Below are 18,470 nucleotides of genomic sequence, written 5' to 3' on the forward strand. Positions count from 1 at the left end.
AATGATCGACCGTGCCGCACGCCTGCAAGCCCTCCAGCAAGCCCTCAAGGAGCGCATCCTGATCCTCGACGGCGGCATGGGCACCATGATCCAGAGCTACAAGCTGCAGGAGGAAGACTACCGTGGCGCGCGCTTCGCCGACTGGCCGAGCGACGTGAAGGGCAACAACGACCTGCTGCTGCTCAGCCGCCCGGACGTCATCCAGGCCATCGAGAAGGCCTACCTCGATGCCGGCGCCGACATCCTCGAGACCAATACCTTCAACGCCACCCGCGTGTCGCAGGCCGACTACGACATGCAGGAGCTGGCCTACGAGATGAACGTCGAGGGCGCGCGCCTGGCCCGCGAAGTGGCGGACGCCAAGACCGCCGAAACCCCGGACCGCCCGCGCTTCGTCGCCGGCGTCCTCGGCCCGACCAGCCGCACCTGCTCGATCTCCCCGGACGTCAACGACCCCGGCTTCCGCAACGTCACCTTCGACGAACTGGTGGAGAACTACAGCGAATCCACCCGCGGCCTGATCGAGGGCGGCGCGGACCTGATCCTGATCGAGACCATCTTCGACACCCTCAACGCCAAGGCCGCAATCTTCGCCGTGCAGGGCGTCTATGAAGAGCTGGGCGTCGAGTTGCCGATCATGATCTCCGGCACCATCACCGACGCCTCCGGCCGTACCCTGTCCGGCCAGACCACCGAGGCCTTCTGGAACTCGGTGCGCCACGCCAACCCGATCTCCGTCGGCCTGAACTGCGCCCTCGGTGCCAAAGAGCTGCGCCCCTACCTGGAAGAACTGGCCACCAAGGCCGGCACCCACGTCTCCGCCCACCCCAACGCCGGCCTGCCGAACGCCTTCGGCGAGTACGACGAGACCCCGGCGGAAATGGCGGTGGTCGTGGAAGAGTTCGCCTCCTCCGGCTTCCTCAACATCATCGGCGGCTGCTGCGGCACCACGCCGGGCCACATCGAGGCCATCGCCAAGGCCGTGGCCAAGTACCCGCCGCGCGCCATCCCCGAGATTCCCAAGGCCTGCCGGCTGTCTGGTCTGGAGCCGTTCACCATAGACCGCAGCTCGCTGTTCGTGAACGTCGGCGAGCGCACCAACATCACCGGCTCGGCCAAGTTCGCCCGGCTGATCCGCGAGGAGAACTACGCCGAAGCGCTGGAAGTGGCGCAGCAGCAGGTGGAAGCCGGCGCCCAGGTGATCGACATCAACATGGACGAGGGCATGCTCGACTCCAAGGCGGCCATGGTGAAGTTCCTCAACCTGATCGCCTCCGAGCCGGACATCTCCCGCGTGCCGATCATGATCGACTCCTCCAAGTGGGAGGTGATCGAAGCCGGCCTGAAGTGCATCCAGGGCAAGGGCATCGTCAACTCCATCTCCATGAAGGAAGGCGTCGAGCCGTTCAAGCACCACGCCCGCCTGTGCAAGCGCTACGGCGCCGCCGTGGTGGTGATGGCCTTCGACGAAGCCGGCCAGGCCGATACCCAGGCGCGCAAGGAAGAAATCTGCCAGCGCTCCTACGACATCCTGGTCAACGAAGTGGGCTTCCCGCCGGAAGACATCATCTTCGACCCGAACATCTTCGCGGTCGCCACCGGCATCGAGGAACACAACAACTACGCGGTCGACTTCATCGAGGCCTGCGCCTACATCCGCGACAACCTGCCCTACGCACTGACCTCGGGCGGGGTGTCCAACGTGTCGTTCTCGTTCCGTGGCAACAACCCGGTGCGCGAGGCGATCCACTCGGTGTTCCTCTACTACGCGATCCAGAACGGCCTGACGATGGGCATCGTCAACGCCGGCCAGCTGGAGATCTACGACGAGATCCCGCAGGAGCTGCGCGACAAGGTCGAGGACGTGGTGCTCAACCGCAGCCCGGACGCCACCGAGGCGCTGCTGGCCATCGCCGACAACTACAAGGGCGGCGGCGCGGTCAAGGAAGTGGAAGACGAAGAGTGGCGCAGCCACAGCGTCGAGAAGCGCCTGGAGCACGCGCTGGTCAAGGGCATCACCACCTTCATCGTCGAGGACACCGAGGAGTGCCGGCAGAAGTGCGCGCGCCCCATCGAGGTCATCGAAGGCCCGCTGATGTCCGGCATGAACGTGGTCGGCGACCTGTTCGGCGCCGGCAAGATGTTCCTCCCGCAGGTGGTGAAATCCGCCCGCGTGATGAAGCAGGCCGTGGCGCACCTGATTCCCTTCATCGAAGCGGAAAAAGGCGACAAGCCCGAGGCCAAGGGCAAGATCCTCATGGCCACGGTGAAGGGCGATGTGCACGACATCGGCAAGAACATCGTCGGCGTGGTACTGGGCTGCAACGGCTACGACATCGTCGACCTGGGCGTGATGGTCCCGGCGGAGAAGATCCTGCAGACCGCCCGCGAGCAGAAGTGCGACATCATCGGCCTGTCCGGCCTGATCACCCCGTCGCTGGACGAGATGGTCCACGTCGCCAAGGAAATGCAGCGACAGAACTTCAGCCTGCCGCTGCTGATCGGTGGCGCCACCACCTCCAAGGCGCACACCGCGGTGAAGATCGACCCGCAGTACAGCAACGACGCGGTGGTCTACGTCACCGACGCCTCCCGCGCGGTGGGCGTGGCGACCACGCTGCTGTCCAAGGAAATGAAGCCCGAGTACGCCCGCAAGCTGCGCGAAGAGTACGCGGAAGTGCGCGAACGCACCGCCAACCGCAGCGCACGCACCGAGCGCCTGAGCTACGAACAGGCCATCGCCGCCAAGCCGCAGTTCGACTGGGCCGGCTACCAGCCGCCGGTGCCGAGCTTCACCGGCGTCAAGGTGCTGGATGATATCGACCTCAACGTGCTGGCCGAGTACATCGACTGGACGCCGTTCTTCATCTCCTGGGACCTGGCCGGCAAGTACCCGCGCATCCTCACCGACGAAGTCGTGGGCGAAGCGGCGACCAGCCTGTTCAACGACGCCCAGGCGATGCTGAAGAAGCTGATCGGCGAGAAGCTCATTCGCGCCAAGGCCGTCTTCGGCTTCTGGCCGGCCAACCAGGTGCACCACGACGACCTGGAGGTCTACGGTGACGACGGCCACAAGCTGGCCACCCTGCACCACCTGCGCCAGCAGACCATCAAGCCCGACGGCAAGCCGAACTTCAGCCTGGCCGACTTCGTCGCGCCGAAGGACAGCGGCGTAAAGGACTACGTCGGCGGCTTCATCACCACCGCCGGCATCGGCGCCGAGGAAGTGGCCAAGGCCTACGAGGCCAAGGGCGACGACTACAGCGCGATCATGGTCAAGGCCCTGGCCGACCGCCTCGCCGAAGCCTGCGCCGAGTGGCTGCACGAGCGCGTGCGCAAGGAATACTGGGGCTACCAGCCCGAGGAGCACCTGGACAACGAGGCGCTGATCAAGGAGCAGTACGTCGGAATCCGTCCGGCGCCCGGCTACCCGGCCTGCCCGGACCACACCGAGAAAGGCACGCTGTTCAAGCTGCTCGACCCGGACGGTCTGTCCGGCGTGACCCTGACCGAGCACTACGCCATGTTCCCGGCCGCCGCCGTCAGCGGCTGGTACTTCGCCCATCCACAGGCGCAGTACTTCGCCGTCGGCAAGCTCGACAGGGACCAGATCGAACGCTACAGCGCGCGCAAGGACCAGGAAATCAGCACCAGCGAGCGCTGGCTGTCGCCGAACCTGGGCTACGACAACTGATCTGACGCCCCACGCCGCAGCCGGGCCCGCCCGGCGCGGCGGTTTCGTCAGGCAGGTCCGCGGCCTGGGGAAAAGCGTCGCTGCATATCCTGCGCAGATGCGGGATAATCCCGGCATCCTGGGCACCCCCAGGGCACAACGGATCGAAGCCGGCCACCCGCCAGGCTTCCGCTGAAGAGAGAGTCACAGATGAAATACCTCACCCCCGAACAAATGGCCAAGCCTCGCAAACGCCGCCTGCTGAAGAAGCTGCGCCTGGGCGAGTTCCAGGAGTTCGGCTTCAGCCTCGAAGTGAACTACACCGGCGACCTGGATGACGTGCTCGACCAGTGGATCGCCTTCGTCGAATCCGAAGGCTGGGTCTTCGTCGGCGGCGCCACCGAAGACGGCGAGTTCACCGGCTACCTGTGCCTGAACGACGTCGGTAGCCTGACCGAGGCCGACCGCGAGACCACTCGCCTGTGGCTGGAAAAGCAGTCCTGGGTGAAATCCTTCGAACTGGGCGAGCTGAGCGACTGCTGGCACGGCCTGTTCGAGGAGTAAGCACTCCTTGTGCAAAGCGTGGGCGGGCCTCCCCGCCCGCCCACGTCCATCAGCTCACCTCAGATCGCCATCTGCCCCTCCACCTCCTGCAACTTGCGCCGCGCCAGCGCCAGGTTGGCTTTCACCTTGTCCAGCACGTAGTACATGAACACCCCTTCGTGCTTCGCCATCGGGCGGATGATGTGGTACTGCCGGCCGAGGGTGATGAGGATGTCCTCGATCACGTCGTTGAGCGCCAGAGACTTCATGGTCTTGAGTTTGGCGCGAACCACTTCGGTGTTGCCCGCCGCCGCCAGTTCCAGGTCCACGCCGCCTCCTGCCTGCCCGAGCAGCATGCCGCTCTTGGCATCCACCACGGCCGACGCCAGGGCACCATCCAGGTTCAGCAGTTCGTCCAGCGATTGTTGCAGTGCTGCCATAGCGATTACTCCTTGAGTGCGCGTCCTGTTATAGGGGCCCCGCGACCGCGCGCGCCGCGAAGCCTTTTGTCTCAGCCGGCCAGCGACAGATCCGCCAGCCGGGTTGCCGTTCGCTTGGCCTGATAGAGCACCTGGCCAAGCATCTCCTCGCGATCGGCGACCAGGTTGAGGATCATCGGATGGCTCGGATGCGGTATGTCGACGATGACGATGTAGCCCTCGCTGGCCTCGACTATCACGTTCTGGTGCGGGCCGACCTCGCTCTCCTGGCCGACCATGGCGCCGAGGGCCGAAATCGAGCAGGCCATGGCGGCCAGCTTGGAAACCTCCAGCCCCTTGCCGGCACGGGAGGCCACCTCGAAGCCGTCGGTGGTGGCGATCACCGCCGCGCTCAGCCGCCCCAGGCTGGCGCCGAGCTCATCCAACGCCTGCTCGGCGTCGTTCCGCAGTCTTTCCGGCAAGCTCGTCAAGGCGTGTTCCATGGTCGACTCCAGTCGGTTGCAAACGTCAGGCTTCAGGCCGCCGTGCATTCCAGTTGCAGCAGGAGCAGGTCGAGCAGCATGCGCACCTGCTCTGCCTCACGTACGTCCACCTCGATGACTGGGAAGCTGTGGCCGGCCCTAGCCAGCGCGGCAGCGTAGTCATCCAGGCCGGGCGCGGGATGCCCTGGCAGACGCCCGACGCCGATGACACAGGGCGCACCGGCGATGCAGTCGGCAAAGCCGTGGAGGTAAACCTGCAGGTCGCCCAGCGGATCGGGCCGCGAGTTGTCGATCAGGATCACCAGCCCCAGCGCTCCGCGCGCGAGGATGCTCCACATGAAGGCAAAGCGCGCCTGACCGGGCGTGCCATACAGGCGCAGGCGCTCATCGGGTCCGATCACCACCTCGCCATAGTCCAGGCCGACTGTGGTGCGCGCCTTGTCCAGGCTGGGATCGTTGTTCTGCACGTCGGTGCTGACCGGCTCGATGTCGCTGATCGCGGCGATGGCGGTGGTCTTGCCCGCGCCCATGGTGCCGGTGAAGAGGATCTTGTATTCCCTCATCGGCCGGCCTCCGAAGCACCGCCAAGGCCGAGGCTGCGACGGATGCGCGCCAGCAGGCCGACGGGAGCGGCAGCCTGTTGTTCGGCCGGCGCAGGCAGGGCCTCGCCGGGCTGGAACATTTCATGGGAGGCCATCAGGCGGACGAAGCTCTCCGCCACGTGGCGCGGCACGCCGGAGCGCTCGCAAAGCTCGTCCAGGCTCATGGTCCTTGCACAAAGCAGCGTGGCCAGCCGGACGTAGCGGTGATCACCGTTGAGCAGTGACGCGGCCGGCCAGTGCTTCAGGCGCAGGGCTTCACCCGCGGACTGCGCCGGCCTCTGGCCGATGGCGCGAGCGGCACGTTCCAGGCAATCGAATACCTCGCTGGCACGCAGCGGCCAGTGCACCCAGAGCGGCTCACCCTCGGCCGTGCGCAACCGCACCCGCGGCGCGCCCTCCTCCCCCTCCACCAGCAGGTCGGCGGGACCCTCGACATACGCCCAGCTCGCCAAGGTGCGACCACTGAGCAGGCCGACGATGGACTTGAACACCACCTGATCACGCAACGCCATCCGGGCGAACCCGTAGGTGTACTGAAGCTGGTACGGCTGATTCATCGGCGCGCTCCCTTTGGCCAACAAACACCATCAACCTGCTCGGGTTGATCAGGCGGCTCACCGGGACGTAGGAGGATGCCGAGCACAAGCTCGCAGAGGGCGCGGACGAACGTCCGGCCGGCTTGGCAACCCCGCGGTCATGGCCCTTGCGGGCGTTAGATCGGTGGCTTTGCGTCCCTGGCTTTCGCACAGGTTTGCCCTGGTCAATTGAAATTCAGCGTAGTACGCCGCTTTCGTTCGCCAAGCCGAAAAAACGTGACAGACCTCACACAAACATCGGAAATATCACCGGAACAACTTCGCAATGTTCGTAGGCATATTCCGCCCCAAAAGGGAACAGGAAGCCTGCCCTTCGGCTAGGATTTCCCACAGCGGCGCCTCACCGGCACGGCCCGCCGGATGTCCACAACAAGCCGGAATTCACTGCCCCGAGACGCCATGCTAGAGCGCCAGAGGTTCCAGAACATTCTCAGCCTGGGCCTGCCGATCATCGGCGGCATGCTCAGCCAGAGCCTGCTCAACCTGGTGGATGCAGCCATGGTCGGCCACCTGGGGGAGAAATCCCTCGCCGGGGTCGGAATCGGCAGCTACGCCAACTTCGTCGCCATCTCCCTGGTGATGGGTCTGGGCGCCGGCGTACAGGCGCTGGTGGCCCGCCGGCGGGGCGAAGGTCGCAGCGGCGAACTGGCCGCGCCGCTGAACTGCGGGCTGCTGGTCGCGCTGGGCCTGTCGCTGCCGATCACGCTGATCTGCCTGCTGTTCGCCGAGCCCATCATTCGCGCGCTGTCTCATGATCCGGAGGTGCTGGCGGTCGGCATCCCCTACTTCGAATGGCGCGCGCTGTCGGTGCTCGCCGTGGGCCTGAACTTCTCCTTCCGGGGCTACTGGAACGGCACCCGGCGATCAGGCATGTACATGCGCACCCTGGTGGTCATGCACCTGGCCAACGCGGCGATCAGCTACAGCCTGATCCACGGCCTGTTCGGCCTGCCGCGCATGGGCGCAGTGGGCAGCGGCCTGGGCACCACGCTGGCGTTGTACATCGGCTCGCTGATCTACGCCTGGATCACCTGGCGCGATGCGCGCGCCCAAGGCTGCCACCCGCGCCTGCCGAGCGAGCGCGACGTCCGCACGTTGTTGCGCCTGTCACTGCCCAACTCGCTGCAGCAGTTCTTCTTCGCCGCCGGCATCACCCTGCTGTTCTGGATCATCGCCCAGGTCGGCACCCGCGAGCTGGCGGTGGCCCACGTGCTGATCAACCTGGCGCTGTTCCTGATCCTGCCCGGCGTCGGCCTGGGCATGGCGGCGACCACGCTGGTCAGCCAGAGCATGGGCGAGCGCGACTTCGACAGCGCGCACCGCTGGGGCTGGGACGTCGTGAAGGTGGCGGCCTGTGGGCTGGCGCTGCTGGGTGCGCCGTTCTGGATATTCTCCGAGGCCATTCTGCGGCTGTTCGTCAGCGACCCTGCGCTGATCGAACTGGGCCGCGTGCCGCTGATGCTCACCGGCATGGGCATGGTGATCGACGCCACGGCGCTGGTGCTGACCCAGGCGCTGCTGGGCGCGGGCGCCGTGCGCACGGTGATGGCGGTCAGCCTGGGCAACCAGTGGCTGTTCTTCCTGCCGCTGGCCTACCTGGTCGGCCCGGTGCTGGGCGGTGGTCTGCTGGCGATCTGGAGCATGCAGATTCTCCAGCGCGGGATGGCTTCGGCGATCTTCGCGGTGATGTGGCAGAAGCGCCAATGGACGCAGATCGAACTCTAGCGTTCGCTAGCGCAGGAGCTAGGCTTGCAGGCAAAGGGAGGACCAACGATGGACGAGCAACAGAACAAGCCGCCGACCTTCTGGCAGATGCTGCACAGTGTGCTGGCCGCAGCCTTCGGCGTGCAGAGCGGGCGCAACCGCGCACGCGACTTCACCCACGGCAAGCCCAGTCACTTCATCGCCATGGGCATTCTCTTCACGCTGATCTTCGTGCTGCTGCTGTACGGGCTGGTGCAGCTGGTGCTGCATTTCGCCGGGCTGTAGGACAGGCGGCGGGGCGTTTGGTACCAGCGGGCCGCAGGACGGCCCGCCGGCACCGCTGTCACTGATGGCTGACCCAGAACACGGCGGTCGCGACCACCAGCAGGATCAGGATGAATGCGGCGCGGGCATCGACGACGCTATCGCTGGTCTTGTTCGACGTTTCTTCGCTCATGCTTCCCCCATCTTCTCGTTATTGGCTGAAGGACCACACCACCAGTTAAGACCAGCTCCGCCCGCCCCGCTACTCCCGCCCCGCTTCGAAAGCCGTTAGGCTTGGCTGCTAGACAAGCACAACGACAAGAGCAAGGAACAGTAATGAACCTGGTATCGCTACAGGACACCGTCGCGCCGGAAGGCGTCTGCTATGGCTGCGGCGGCAGCAACCCGCACGGGCTGCACATCAAGAGCCGCTGGCACGAGGACGGCATCCACGTCGTCGCCGAGCACCTGCCCGAGGCCAAGTACTGCGGCTGGCCGGAGCTGGTCTACGGCGGCCTGATCGCGATGCTGGTGGACTGCCACTCCAACTGGACCGCCATGGCCTATCACTACCGCGCCGAGGGCCGCGAGCCGGGCAGCCTGCCGCGCATCGACTGCGTCACCGGTAACCTGGGCATCAAGTACATCAAGCCGACACCCATGGGCGTGCCGCTGACCCTCAAGGCCCATGTCGAGGGCGAAGTCGGCCGCAAAAGCCGGATCATTTGCGAGGTCTATGCCGGCGATGTGCTGACCTGTGTTGGCGACTCGATCTTCGTCCGCGTCGACACCTCGCAACTGCGCGATGCCGCCCACGGCCGCGAAGCCTGATCACGGCATAAAAAGCACTAAGCGCAGCCGCACACAGGTGCCCGTGCAAGCCGCGGCCAGACCCGTGATTCAGGCCTGGCGCGGCTTAGATCCGAAAGTTCTCGCCATATACTCAAACATCACTTTTGCGCATATTCCCGAACTGGTATCGTGCGCCCCACTCCGCGTGGAGCGCGTTGCCGTGCGCGCTGGGAAACGCAGTACGCCCTGAGCGCTATAGCCTGACAGCAGGATGATTCATGTACGTATATGACGAATACGATCAAAGGATCGTAGAGGATCGCGTCAAGCAGTTCCGCGATCAGACCCGCCGCTACCTGGCGGGCGAACTGACCGGCGAGGAATTCCGCCCGCTGCGTCTGCAGAATGGCCTGTACATCCAGCGCTATGCGCCCATGCTGCGCGTGGCCGTGCCTTACGGCCTGCTGTCCTCCCGGCAGGTGCGCAAGCTGGCGCAGATCGCCCGCGACTATGACAAGGGCTACGCGCACATCAGTACCCGCCAGAACGTCCAGTACAACTGGCCGGAACTGGAAGACGTGCCGGAAATCCTCGCCGAGCTGGCCACCGTGCAGATGCACGCGATCCAGACCAGCGGCAACTGCATCCGCAACACCACCACCGACCAGTTCGCCGGCGTCGCCCATGACGAGCTGGTCGATCCGCGCCCCTGGTGCGAGATCATCCGCCAGTGGTCGACCTTCCACCCCGAATTCGCCCACCTGCCGCGCAAGTTCAAGATCGCCGTCAACGGCGCCGTGAGCGACCGTGCCGCCATCGAGGTGCACGACATCGGCCTGGAAGCGGTGCAGAACGAAGCCGGCGAGCTGGGCTTCCGCGTCTCTGTCGGTGGCGGCCTGGGTCGTACCCCGATCGTCGGCAATTTCATCAATGAATTCCTGCCGTGGAAGCACCTGCTGTCCTACCTGGACGCCATCCTGCGCGTGTACAACCGCTATGGCCGTCGGGACAACAAGTACAAGGCGCGCATCAAGATCCTGGTCAAGGCGCTGACGCCGGAAGTCTTCGCCCAGAAGGTCGACGCCGAATGGGCGAACCTGAAGGACGGCCCGAGCACCCTGACCGACGCCGAGCTGCAGCGCGTGGCCGCGCACTTCGTCGACCCGGCCTACCAGGCCCTGGAAAACCAGGACGCCGCCCTCGCCCAGCTCGACGCCGAGAACCCCGGCTTCGCCCGCTGGCGTAGCCGCAACACCTTCGCCCACAAGAAGCCCGGCTATGTCGCCGTGACCCTGTCGCTCAAGCCCACCGGCGTGGCGCCCGGCGACATCACCGACAAGCAGCTGGACGTGGTCGCCGACCTGGCCGACCGCTACAGCTTCGGCGAAGTGCGCAACAGCCATAACCAGAACATCATCCTCGCCGACGTCGAGCAGGCTCAGCTGTTCACCCTCTGGGGCGAACTGCGCGAGAACGGTTTCGCCACCCCGAACGTGGGCCTGCTGACCGACCTCATCTGCTGCCCGGGCGGCGACTTCTGCTCCCTGGCCAACGCCAAGTCGATCCCGGTGGCCGAAGCCATCCAGCGTCGCTTCGACGACCTGGACTACCTGTTCGACATCGGCGCCATCGACCTGAACATCTCCGGCTGCATGAACGCCTGCGGCCACCACCACGTCGGCCACATCGGCATCCTCGGCGTGGACAAGAAGGGCGAGGAGTTCTACCAGGTCTCCCTCGGCGGCAGCGCCAGCCGCGACGCCAGCCTGGCGCAGATCCTCGGCCCGTCCTTCGCCCAGGAGCAGATGGCCGACGTGATCGAGAAGATCATCAAGGTCTACGTGGAACAGCGCACCGAAGAGGAACGTTTCCTCGATACCTACCGTCGCATCGGCATCGACCCCTTCAAGGAGCGCGTATATGCAGCGAATCATTAAACACCGCGAGGTCGTCGACGACCGCTGGCACCTGCTGCCCAAGGACGCGACCCTGGAAACCGTGCCCAACTGCGACGACGTGATCATCCCGCTGAACCTGTGGCTGGAACACGGCCCTGCCCTGCGCGGTCGCGACGGCGGCCTGGGCGTCTGGCTGGATGCGGACGAAGAGCCCGAAGCCATCGCCGGCGACCTGGACAACTTCCAGGTGATCGCCGTGAACTTCCCGGCCTTCACCGACGGCCGCGGCTTCAGCACCGCGCGCCTGCTGCGCGAGCGCTTCGGCTACAAGGGCGAAGTGCGCGCCATCGGCGATGTCCTGCGTGACCAGCTGTTCTTCATGCAGAGCTGTGGCTTCGACGCCTACGCCATCCGCGCCGACCGCGATCCGCAAGCAGCGCTGGCGGGCCTGGACGACTTCAGCGAGGTCTACCAGACCTCGGTGACCCAGCCGCAACCGCTGTTCCGTCGCCGCCAGCTGGCCTGATCTGGCCGATATGAAAAAGCCCCGCATCGCGGGGTTTTTTCTTTGGCTCTTCGTAGGAACGAGCTTGCTCGCGAACCCCCAGCTTCAGTGCCGCCGGCAAATCCGTTCGCGAGCAAGCTCGCTCCTACAGGGAGGCCACACTCAAGCGCGAACGCTCTCCCAGGCAATCTGCGCCAACTGATCGCGACAATCGATCAGGTCCACCCGCGTGCGCCCGGCCAGCCAGTTGCGCGCGTAGTCCTGGCTCGGGCCGATCACCACCGAATTGAACAGCTCCGGTGCGAGTTCCTTGAACGCCCCGGCCTTGCGGTGCTCGGAGAGCAGCCCGGCAATGCGGCGACCCTGTTCGCGGTTGGCCTCGCGCAACGCCTCACCCACCTCTCCCGCTTCGACGCGGCCTCGGCTGTGCAGGATGAAACGCGCCCACTCCGGGTTGGCCGCCACCCAATCGACGTAGCAGGTGACGAACAGCTTCACGCAGGCCTCCGCGCTCATGCCCTCCTCGATTCCGGCGTCCAGCAGCGCCGCGTACTGGCCAACGCCTGTGAGGTAGAGCGCGCCGATGATGCGTTCCTTGTTGCCGTAATGGTGATAGAGGCTGCCGATGCTGGCGCCGGAGCGGTCGCGGATCATCTCGATGGTGGTGGCATCCACGCCGGATTCGCTGAAGCAGGCCAGCGCGGCCTGGAGGATGTCGTCTTTGCGGGAAGGTCGGGCCATGGGGTTCCTGTTGGAAAAACCGCTCGAACATAATTCTAGAATATTTTTCTAGAATTAATTTCTAGTCTTCGTATACTGCCTGGGCGCGCATCCATCTTCAATCCGCTTTGCCCCGGAGTTGCCATGAGTCAGATGATGCAAATGTACCAGCAGGCCGGCCCCGCGCAGTTCAGCGCCATGATCGGCCAGGTCGCCCCCTACTTCGCCAGCATCGCCCCGCAGTTCGTCGAACTGCGCCCAGGCTACGCGGAAGTGACCTTCCCCAAGCGCCGCGAAGTGCTCAACCACATCGGCACCGTGCACGCCATCGCCCTGTGCAACGCTGCCGAACTGGCCGCCGGGACCATGACCGACGTGTCGATCCCCAAGGGCCGCCGCTGGATTCCCCGCGGCATGACCGTGGAATACCTGGCCAAGGCCGACGGCGACGTACGCGCCGTGGCCGATGGCCGTGCCGTGGACTGGAATCAGGAAGGCGACGTCATCGTCCCGGTGCTCGCCTACGTCGGTGACAAGAAGGTCTTCCGCGCCGACATCACCATGTACATCAGTCAGGCCTGAGGGACCGCGCCATGATCACACCGCTTCCCCGCCCGCTGGACAACGGCAATGGCCAAAGCCTCTCCAGCCACTGGTACTACCCACCCGGCGAAGCCCGCGGAGCGGTGCTGATCGTTCCTGCCATGGGCGTCGAGCAGCGCTTCTACACGGCCTTCGCCAACTGGCTGGCCGAGCGCGGCTACCTGACAGTCACCTTCGACTATGCCGGCATGGGTAAATCCCGCGCCGGCTCCCTGCGTGATCTGGACGTCGACATCCTCGCCTGGGGCAACCACGACTGCAGCGCCATGCTCGATGCCGTAGTCGCCGCGGCCGGCGAGCTGCCGGTGTACTGGATCGGCCACAGCCTCGGCGGGCAGATACTGCCCTTCGTGCGGGGTACCGAGCGCATCCACCGCGCCTTCACCATTGCCACCGGCAGCGGCTACTGGCGCGAGAACACCAAGGGCTTGCGGCACAAGGCCTGGCTGCTCTGGTACCTGCTGGCACCGACGATCACGCCGCTGCTGGGCTACTTCCCCGGCAAGCGCCTGGGCGTGGTCGGCGACCTGCCACGCGGGGTGATCGAGCAATGGCGGCGCTGGTGCCTGGACCCGGAGTACTCGGTGGGCGCGGAAGGCGGCGCGGTGCGCGAGGCGTATTCCTCGGTGAGCACACCGATTACCTCCATCTCTTTCACCGACGACGAGATGATGTCCGGGCGCAATACCGAGTCGCTGCACGGTTTCTACCGTGGCTCGCCGAAGACGCTGAAGAGAATCGCGCCGGAGGATATCGGCGTGAAGCGCATTGGCCACTTCGGCTTTTTCAGAAGCCAGTTCGCCGATTCGCTGTGGGCGGATTACCTGTTGCCGGACCTGGGCTGACACCCAGGCCCGGCACGGGCATCAATCCAGGTTGACCAGCACCCGGCCCACCAGCTTGCCGGCCAGGATCTGGTGGATGGCGGCCGGCAGGTCATCGAGCTTGACCTCGCGGACGGCTGCTTCGAGGTTGTCGAGCTTCCATTGCAGGGACAGCTTGTCCCACATGGAAGCCTTGACCACCAGCGGCAGCTCTACCGAGTCCACGCCCAGCAGGTTCACGCCGCGTAGAATGAACGGCAGCACGGTGGCCTTGAACGCGGCGCCGGCGGTCAGGCCGCAGCAGGCGACGCTGCCGCCATACTGCAGCGACTTGACCACGTTGAACAGGATGTCGCCGCCCACGGTGTCCACCGCGCCGGCCCACTGCTCGCGCAGCAGCGGCTTGTCGACTCCGTCGGAGACAGTGGCACGGTCGAGAATCTGCCGCGCGCCAAGGCGGTTCAGCAGCTCGGCCTGTTCCAGCTTGCCGGTGGCGGCAGCCACGGTGTAGCCCAGTTGCGCCAGCAGCATCACCGCGATGCTGCCCACGCCGCCGGTGGCGCCAGTGACCAGGATGGGGCCGGCGGACGGCGTCAGGCCGGCGCGCTCGAGCTTGTCGACGCACAGCGCGGCAGTCAGGCCGGCGGTGCCGAGGATCATCGATTCGCGCAGCGACAGGCCCTGCGGGCGCTTGATCAGCCAGGCGGCAGGCACGCGGATGTACTGGCCAAAGCCGCCCGGGGTGTTCATGCCCAGGTCATAGCCGGTGACGATGACTTCATCGCCGGCGGCGAATTCGCCCACCGAGGACTCTTCCACCACGCCGGCGGCGTCGATGCCGGGAGTGTGCGGGTACTTGCGGGTGACGCCACGGTTGCCGCTGGCGGACAGCGCATCCTTGTAGTTGAGCGAGGAATACTTCACCCGCACCAGCACCTCACCCGCCGGCAGATCGGCAACCTGCCGCTCGGCCACCTGCAGGTCATGCACGCCATGCGCGCTCTCCGTGACCCACAACGCCTTGAATGCACTCATCTCGACCCTCCTCTTTCGAATTCGATAAACGGGCGCGATCCCGGCGCCCGACGCCCAATCATTGCCAGAAGAGTCACTGCCAGAAACGGCTGCGACCCAGGCGGTCCCACCAGGTCACCAGCACGCGATCGATCACGCCGCTGACACCGACGCCGAAGCGCTCCTGGATGGACTTCTTCTGCACATAACTGAGCTGGTAGACATCCGCCTCACGGGCGCGTTCGGCCAGGTATTCGTCACTGGTCTTCAGCTCGTCGACCAGTTTCTTGCCCAGCGCCGCCTGGCCCAGCCAGACCTCGCCGGTGGCGATCTCGTCGATGGCCAGCTGGGGGCGGTAGTGGACGACGAAACGCTTGAACAGCTCGTGGGTGGTTTCCAGGTCTTCCTGGAACTTCTCCCGGCCCTTCTCGGTGTTCTCGCCGAACACGGTCAGGGTGCGCTTGTACTCGCCGGCGGTGAGCACTTCGAAATCGACGTCGTGCTTCTTCAGCAGACGATGGATGTTGGGCAGCTGCGCCACTACGCCAATGGAGCCGAGAATGGCGAAGGGTGCGGAGAGGATGCGCTCGCCGATGCAGGCCATCATGTAGCCGCCGCTCGCCGCGACCTTGTCGACGCAGACGGTCAGCGGCACGCCGGCCTGGCGGATGCGTGCCAGCTGGGAAGCAGCCAGGCCGTAGCCATGGACCATGCCACCGCCGCTCTCCAGGCGCAGTACCACTTCGTCACGCGGGGTAGCCAGGGTCAGCAGCGCAGTCACTTCATGGCGCAGTTGCTCGGTGGCCGAGGCCTTGATGTCGCCATCGAAGTCGAGCACGTAGACGCGGTTCTTCTCGCCGCCCTTCTTCTTTTTCGCTTCCTTCAGCGTTTTCGCCTCGGACTTGCGCAGGGCCTTGAGCTTGGCCTTCTCCAGCACGCTGTGCTGCAGGCGCTCGCGCAGTTCCTTGTAGAAGTCGTTGAGCTTGTGCACCTCCAGGTGCCCGCTGCCGCCACGACGGCCGCGGCCGCGCAGAGCGGCGATCACCACCAGGACGATGACGATGGCCACCACCACGGTGAAGGTCTTGGCCAGGAAACCCGCGTAATCCGCTAGAAACTCCACTCACATCCCCTTTTACAATTCTGTACGCGCACGCGTGACAAGCGCTGTGAATCCCGCAAGCATACCCACGCCGCCGGCCCGCCACCAGCGCTGGCAAAGCGCTGTATCAGTCCAGCGAATAGCATTCAAACAAGCGTATGTTTTTTCGTTGACAGCCCCAGGTGATCCTCATAACCTCGCCGGAACTTTCAGCCCTGCCGGGACCGCGCGCGTGGGAAGCATCTACCTGATTCGACATGGCCAGGCTTCATTCGGTGCCGACGACTACGATGTGCTCTCGGACACCGGCGTGCGCCAGGCGCAAATCCTCGGCGAGCACCTGGCCAGCCTCGGCCTGCGTTTCGACCGCTGCGTCGCCGGCGACCTGCGCCGTCAGCGCCACACCGCCGAAGCGGTGATGGGCCGGCTGAACGAGGCCGGGATCGATACGCCCACCCTGGAAATCGATTCCGCCTTCAACGAATTCGAAGCCGACGCAGTGATCCGCGCCCACCTGCCGGACCTGCTGGAGATCGAACCGCAGGCGCTGCACATCCTGCGCAACGCCGCCGACCACCGCGCCGAGTTCCAGCGCCTGTTCTCCACCGTGATCGCCCGCTGGGTTTCCGGCGATCACGACAAGGACGGCCTGGTCAGCTGGGCCGAGTTCCTCGACACCGTGCACGGCGGCCTCAAGCGCCTGCTGGAGTCGGCCAGCGGCAAGGACAACATCGGCGTGTTCACCTCCGGCGGCACCATCACCGCGGTGCTCCAGCAGGTGACCGGCATTCCGGCGCTGAACGCCTTCGAGCTCAACTGGCAGATCGTCAACACTTCGCTCAACCGCCTGAAGTTCCGCGGCAGCGAAGTGGCCCTGGCTTCCTTCAACAGTCACGTGCATCTGGAACTGTTGAGGGCGCCGGAACTCATCACCTATCGTTGAGTACCGGCCCAATGCGGCGCCGAGCGCCGCGCGAGAAAACCTAGAAAAGGAATAGAACCATGAGTGTTGCTGACATCGTTTCCACCATGAAGAGCAAGTTCAACGCCAGCGCGGCCGCCGGCCTGGATCTGGTGTTCCAGTTCAACATCGAAGACGGCGACAACCACTACCTGGTCGTCAAGGACGGTACCTGCGAAGTGGTACAGGGCGACGCCGAGTCCCCCAACGTCACCCTGATCATGGACAGCGAGACCCTCAAGGGCATCACCAGCGGCGAAACCGACGGCATGCAGGCCTTCATGGCCGGCAAGCTGCGCGCCGAAGGCGACATGATGCTGGCGATGAAGCTGGGCGAACTGTTCCCGGTCTGATCCGAGGCAAACCTACCCGCGCAGCACGAAAAACCGGAGTCCCTGGCTCCGGTTTTTTTATGCCCGCGCCCCGCTCCGGCCCGCGAATCAGGCAGCTTGATCGGGGTGCAACACGGACGCCAATAACGTCCCGCCGTGCTTGTGAGCGGCAGACGTCGACATTAGATTAGCCAATGATCACCCGGCGCCATCATTGCTTTGCCTGATTCTGCCGCAACCCATCAGGCAAGAGCACGACGCCACCTTGCGCGCCACCCTTGCCCGCCGCTCTCGCTGCGGTGCGATGACCCGTACAAGCCCAGTACAAGAAGGGACCAGCATGTCGTTGACCGACCAGACCATCCGCTCCCGCGAAGGTGAAGAACTCGACGCCGCCGTGATCGACGGCTACCTCAAGGACCACATTCCCGGCCTGCAGGGCCAGCCGCGCATCAGCCAGTTCCCCGGCGGCGCGTCGAACCTGACCTACCTGATCCAGTACGACAACCAGGAGCTGGTCCTGCGCCGCCCGCCGTTCGGCAAGAAGGCCAAGTCCGCCCACGACATGGGCCGCGAATACCGCATCCTGAACCAGCTCAGGGACGGCTTCCCCTACTGCCCCAAGGCGTACGCCTACTGCACCGACGAATCGGTGATCGGCGCCGAGTTCTACGTCATGGAACGGGTCAACGGCATCATCCTGCGCAGCGACCTGCCCAAGGAACTCAACCTCGACGCGGCGCAGACCACCGCGCTGTGCAAGAGCTTCATCGATAAGTTCGTCGACCTGCACAACGTCGACTACAACGCCTGCGGCCTGGGTGACCTGGGCAAGCCCGAGGGCTACGTGCAGCGCCAGATCGGCGGCTGGATCGATCGCTACGAGAAGTCCCTGACCCCCGATGCGCCGGCCTGGGAACAGGTGAAGGTATGGCTGCGCGAGAAGATGCCGGCCGACCACCACAAGCCGGGCATCGTCCACAACGACTACCGCTTCGACAACGTCATCCTCGACCCGAACAACCCGATGCAGATCATCGGCGTGCTCGACTGGGAGATGACCACCCTCGGCGACCCGCTGATGGACCTGGGCAACACCCTCGCCTACTGGATCGAAGCGGGCGACCCGCAGCCGATGCAGATGCTGCGCCGCCAGCCCAGCCACGAGCCGGGCATGCTCACGCGCCAGCAATTCGCCGACTACTACGCCGAGCGCGCCGGCATCCAGATCGACAACCTCGATTACTACTACACCTACGGCCTGTTCCGCCTGGCCGGCATCATGCAGCAGATCTACTACCGCTTCTTCCACGGCCAGACCCAGGACAAGCGCTTCGCCACCTTCATCCACGCCAACAAGCTGCTGGAACAGGTGAGCCTGCAGGTCATCGGCAAGTCTCGCCTGTAACGGCGCT

At 65.2% G+C, this 18,470-nt stretch carries 19 protein-coding genes and 1 riboswitch; of the genes, 12 read left to right on the forward strand and 7 right to left on the reverse strand.

Annotated features, from left to right (window positions below; genetic code table 11):
* Nucleotide 1: 1 nt before the first annotated feature.
* Both metH and PNI01S_RS21580 read left to right on the forward strand, forming a co-directional pair.
* Nucleotides 2-3,694, forward strand: coding sequence for a methionine synthase (metH, locus tag PNI01S_RS21575; RefSeq protein ID WP_084359068.1), 3,693 nt, complete (start codon nucleotides 2-4; stop codon nucleotides 3,692-3,694).
* 189 nt (nucleotides 3,695-3,883) lie between these two features.
* Nucleotides 3,884-4,237, forward strand: a complete 354-nt coding sequence (locus PNI01S_RS21580) for a 50S ribosome-binding protein YggL (RefSeq protein WP_024763316.1) — start codon at nucleotides 3,884-3,886, stop codon at nucleotides 4,235-4,237.
* A 59-nt stretch (nucleotides 4,238-4,296) separates the two neighbouring features.
* Here PNI01S_RS21580 and PNI01S_RS21585 read toward each other — a convergent pair whose 3' ends face one another.
* The 4 genes from PNI01S_RS21585 to PNI01S_RS21600 all read right to left on the reverse strand — a co-directional run bounded on the left by PNI01S_RS21585 (nucleotide 4,297) and on the right by PNI01S_RS21600 (nucleotide 6,297).
* Nucleotides 4,297-4,656, reverse strand: a complete 360-nt coding sequence (locus tag PNI01S_RS21585) for a hypothetical protein (protein ID WP_024763315.1) — start codon at nucleotides 4,654-4,656, stop codon at nucleotides 4,297-4,299.
* A gap of 71 nt (nucleotides 4,657-4,727) precedes the next feature.
* Nucleotides 4,728-5,138: a roadblock/LC7 domain-containing protein gene (locus PNI01S_RS21590; protein WP_024763314.1), complete on the reverse strand. Its 411-nt coding sequence runs from the start codon at nucleotides 5,136-5,138 to the stop codon at nucleotides 4,728-4,730.
* A gap of 32 nt (nucleotides 5,139-5,170) precedes the next feature.
* The gene (locus tag PNI01S_RS21595) at nucleotides 5,171-5,701 is read right to left on the reverse strand and encodes a GTP-binding protein (RefSeq protein ID WP_084359070.1); all 531 of its coding nucleotides are present in this window, start codon (nucleotides 5,699-5,701) and stop codon (nucleotides 5,171-5,173) included.
* Entirely contained in the window at nucleotides 5,698-6,297 is a 600-nt protein-coding gene (locus PNI01S_RS21600) for a hypothetical protein (RefSeq protein ID WP_084359072.1), read from the reverse strand. Before PNI01S_RS21600 ends, PNI01S_RS21595 begins: the two co-directional genes overlap by 4 nt.
* Nucleotides 6,298-6,418: 121 nt before the next feature.
* Nucleotides 6,419-6,506, reverse strand: a riboswitch (cyclic di-GMP riboswitch).
* Between the two features lie 229 nt (nucleotides 6,507-6,735).
* Between PNI01S_RS21600 and PNI01S_RS21605 the strand changes: the two genes are divergently transcribed.
* The 5 genes from PNI01S_RS21605 to PNI01S_RS21625 all read left to right on the forward strand — a co-directional run bounded on the left by PNI01S_RS21605 (nucleotide 6,736) and on the right by PNI01S_RS21625 (nucleotide 11,520).
* Complete coding sequence (locus tag PNI01S_RS21605) at nucleotides 6,736-8,061, forward strand: MATE family efflux transporter (protein ID WP_024763311.1); 1,326 nt, start codon at nucleotides 6,736-6,738, stop codon at nucleotides 8,059-8,061.
* Nucleotides 8,062-8,109: 48 nt separating this feature from the next.
* Nucleotides 8,110-8,325 carry a DUF2970 domain-containing protein gene (locus PNI01S_RS21610; RefSeq protein ID WP_024763310.1) on the forward strand — a complete coding sequence of 72 codons (216 nt, stop codon included), beginning with the start codon at nucleotides 8,110-8,112 and terminating at the stop codon, nucleotides 8,323-8,325.
* Between the two features lie 315 nt (nucleotides 8,326-8,640).
* Nucleotides 8,641-9,135, forward strand: coding sequence for a PaaI family thioesterase (locus PNI01S_RS21615; protein ID WP_084359074.1), 495 nt, complete (start codon nucleotides 8,641-8,643; stop codon nucleotides 9,133-9,135).
* Between the two features lie 239 nt (nucleotides 9,136-9,374).
* Entirely contained in the window at nucleotides 9,375-11,033 is a 1,659-nt protein-coding gene (locus PNI01S_RS21620) for a nitrite/sulfite reductase (RefSeq protein WP_024763308.1), read from the forward strand.
* The gene (locus PNI01S_RS21625; protein WP_054907707.1) at nucleotides 11,017-11,520 is read left to right on the forward strand and encodes a DUF934 domain-containing protein; all 504 of its coding nucleotides are present in this window, start codon (nucleotides 11,017-11,019) and stop codon (nucleotides 11,518-11,520) included. Before PNI01S_RS21620 ends, PNI01S_RS21625 begins: the two co-directional genes overlap by 17 nt.
* A 141-nt stretch (nucleotides 11,521-11,661) precedes the next feature.
* Here the strand turns inward: PNI01S_RS21625 and PNI01S_RS21630 are convergent, their stop codons facing one another.
* Complete coding sequence (locus PNI01S_RS21630; protein ID WP_024763306.1) at nucleotides 11,662-12,240, reverse strand: TetR/AcrR family transcriptional regulator; 579 nt, start codon at nucleotides 12,238-12,240, stop codon at nucleotides 11,662-11,664.
* A 123-nt stretch (nucleotides 12,241-12,363) separates the two neighbouring features.
* Between PNI01S_RS21630 and PNI01S_RS21635 the strand changes: the two genes are divergently transcribed.
* On the forward strand, nucleotides 12,364-12,801 hold the full coding sequence (locus PNI01S_RS21635; RefSeq protein ID WP_024763305.1) for a hotdog fold domain-containing protein: 438 nt from the start codon (nucleotides 12,364-12,366) through the stop codon (nucleotides 12,799-12,801).
* An 11-nt stretch (nucleotides 12,802-12,812) separates the two neighbouring features.
* The gene (locus PNI01S_RS21640) at nucleotides 12,813-13,667 is read left to right on the forward strand and encodes an alpha/beta hydrolase family protein (protein WP_037011894.1); all 855 of its coding nucleotides are present in this window, start codon (nucleotides 12,813-12,815) and stop codon (nucleotides 13,665-13,667) included.
* Between the two features lie 21 nt (nucleotides 13,668-13,688).
* Here PNI01S_RS21640 and PNI01S_RS21645 read toward each other — a convergent pair whose 3' ends face one another.
* Together PNI01S_RS21645 and sohB are read right to left on the reverse strand one after the other, a co-directional pair.
* Nucleotides 13,689-14,681, reverse strand: a complete 993-nt coding sequence (locus PNI01S_RS21645) for a YhdH/YhfP family quinone oxidoreductase (protein WP_054907709.1) — start codon at nucleotides 14,679-14,681, stop codon at nucleotides 13,689-13,691.
* A gap of 73 nt (nucleotides 14,682-14,754) precedes the next feature.
* Nucleotides 14,755-15,783, reverse strand: a complete 1,029-nt coding sequence (sohB, locus tag PNI01S_RS21650) for a protease SohB (protein WP_024763303.1) — start codon at nucleotides 15,781-15,783, stop codon at nucleotides 14,755-14,757.
* A 211-nt stretch (nucleotides 15,784-15,994) separates the two neighbouring features.
* On the opposite strand from sohB, the gene PNI01S_RS21655 reads away from it, so the two are divergent.
* The 3 genes from PNI01S_RS21655 to PNI01S_RS21665 all read left to right on the forward strand — a co-directional run bounded on the left by PNI01S_RS21655 (nucleotide 15,995) and on the right by PNI01S_RS21665 (nucleotide 18,463).
* Nucleotides 15,995-16,705 (forward strand): histidine phosphatase family protein, encoded by a 711-nt coding sequence (locus PNI01S_RS21655; RefSeq protein ID WP_024763302.1) that lies wholly within the window; start codon nucleotides 15,995-15,997, stop codon nucleotides 16,703-16,705.
* A gap of 59 nt (nucleotides 16,706-16,764) precedes the next feature.
* A complete protein-coding gene (locus PNI01S_RS21660; protein ID WP_017519529.1) occupies nucleotides 16,765-17,076 on the forward strand; it encodes an SCP2 sterol-binding domain-containing protein in 312 nt (103 codons plus the stop codon).
* Between the two features lie 319 nt (nucleotides 17,077-17,395).
* Nucleotides 17,396-18,463 (forward strand): phosphotransferase family protein, encoded by a 1,068-nt coding sequence (locus PNI01S_RS21665; protein WP_024763301.1) that lies wholly within the window; start codon nucleotides 17,396-17,398, stop codon nucleotides 18,461-18,463.
* The last annotated feature ends 7 nt before the right edge of the window (nucleotides 18,464-18,470 follow it).

The sequence above is a fragment of the Pseudomonas nitroreducens NBRC 12694 genome, assembly GCF_002091755.1.
Classification (GTDB): domain Bacteria; phylum Pseudomonadota; class Gammaproteobacteria; order Pseudomonadales; family Pseudomonadaceae; genus Pseudomonas; species Pseudomonas nitroreducens.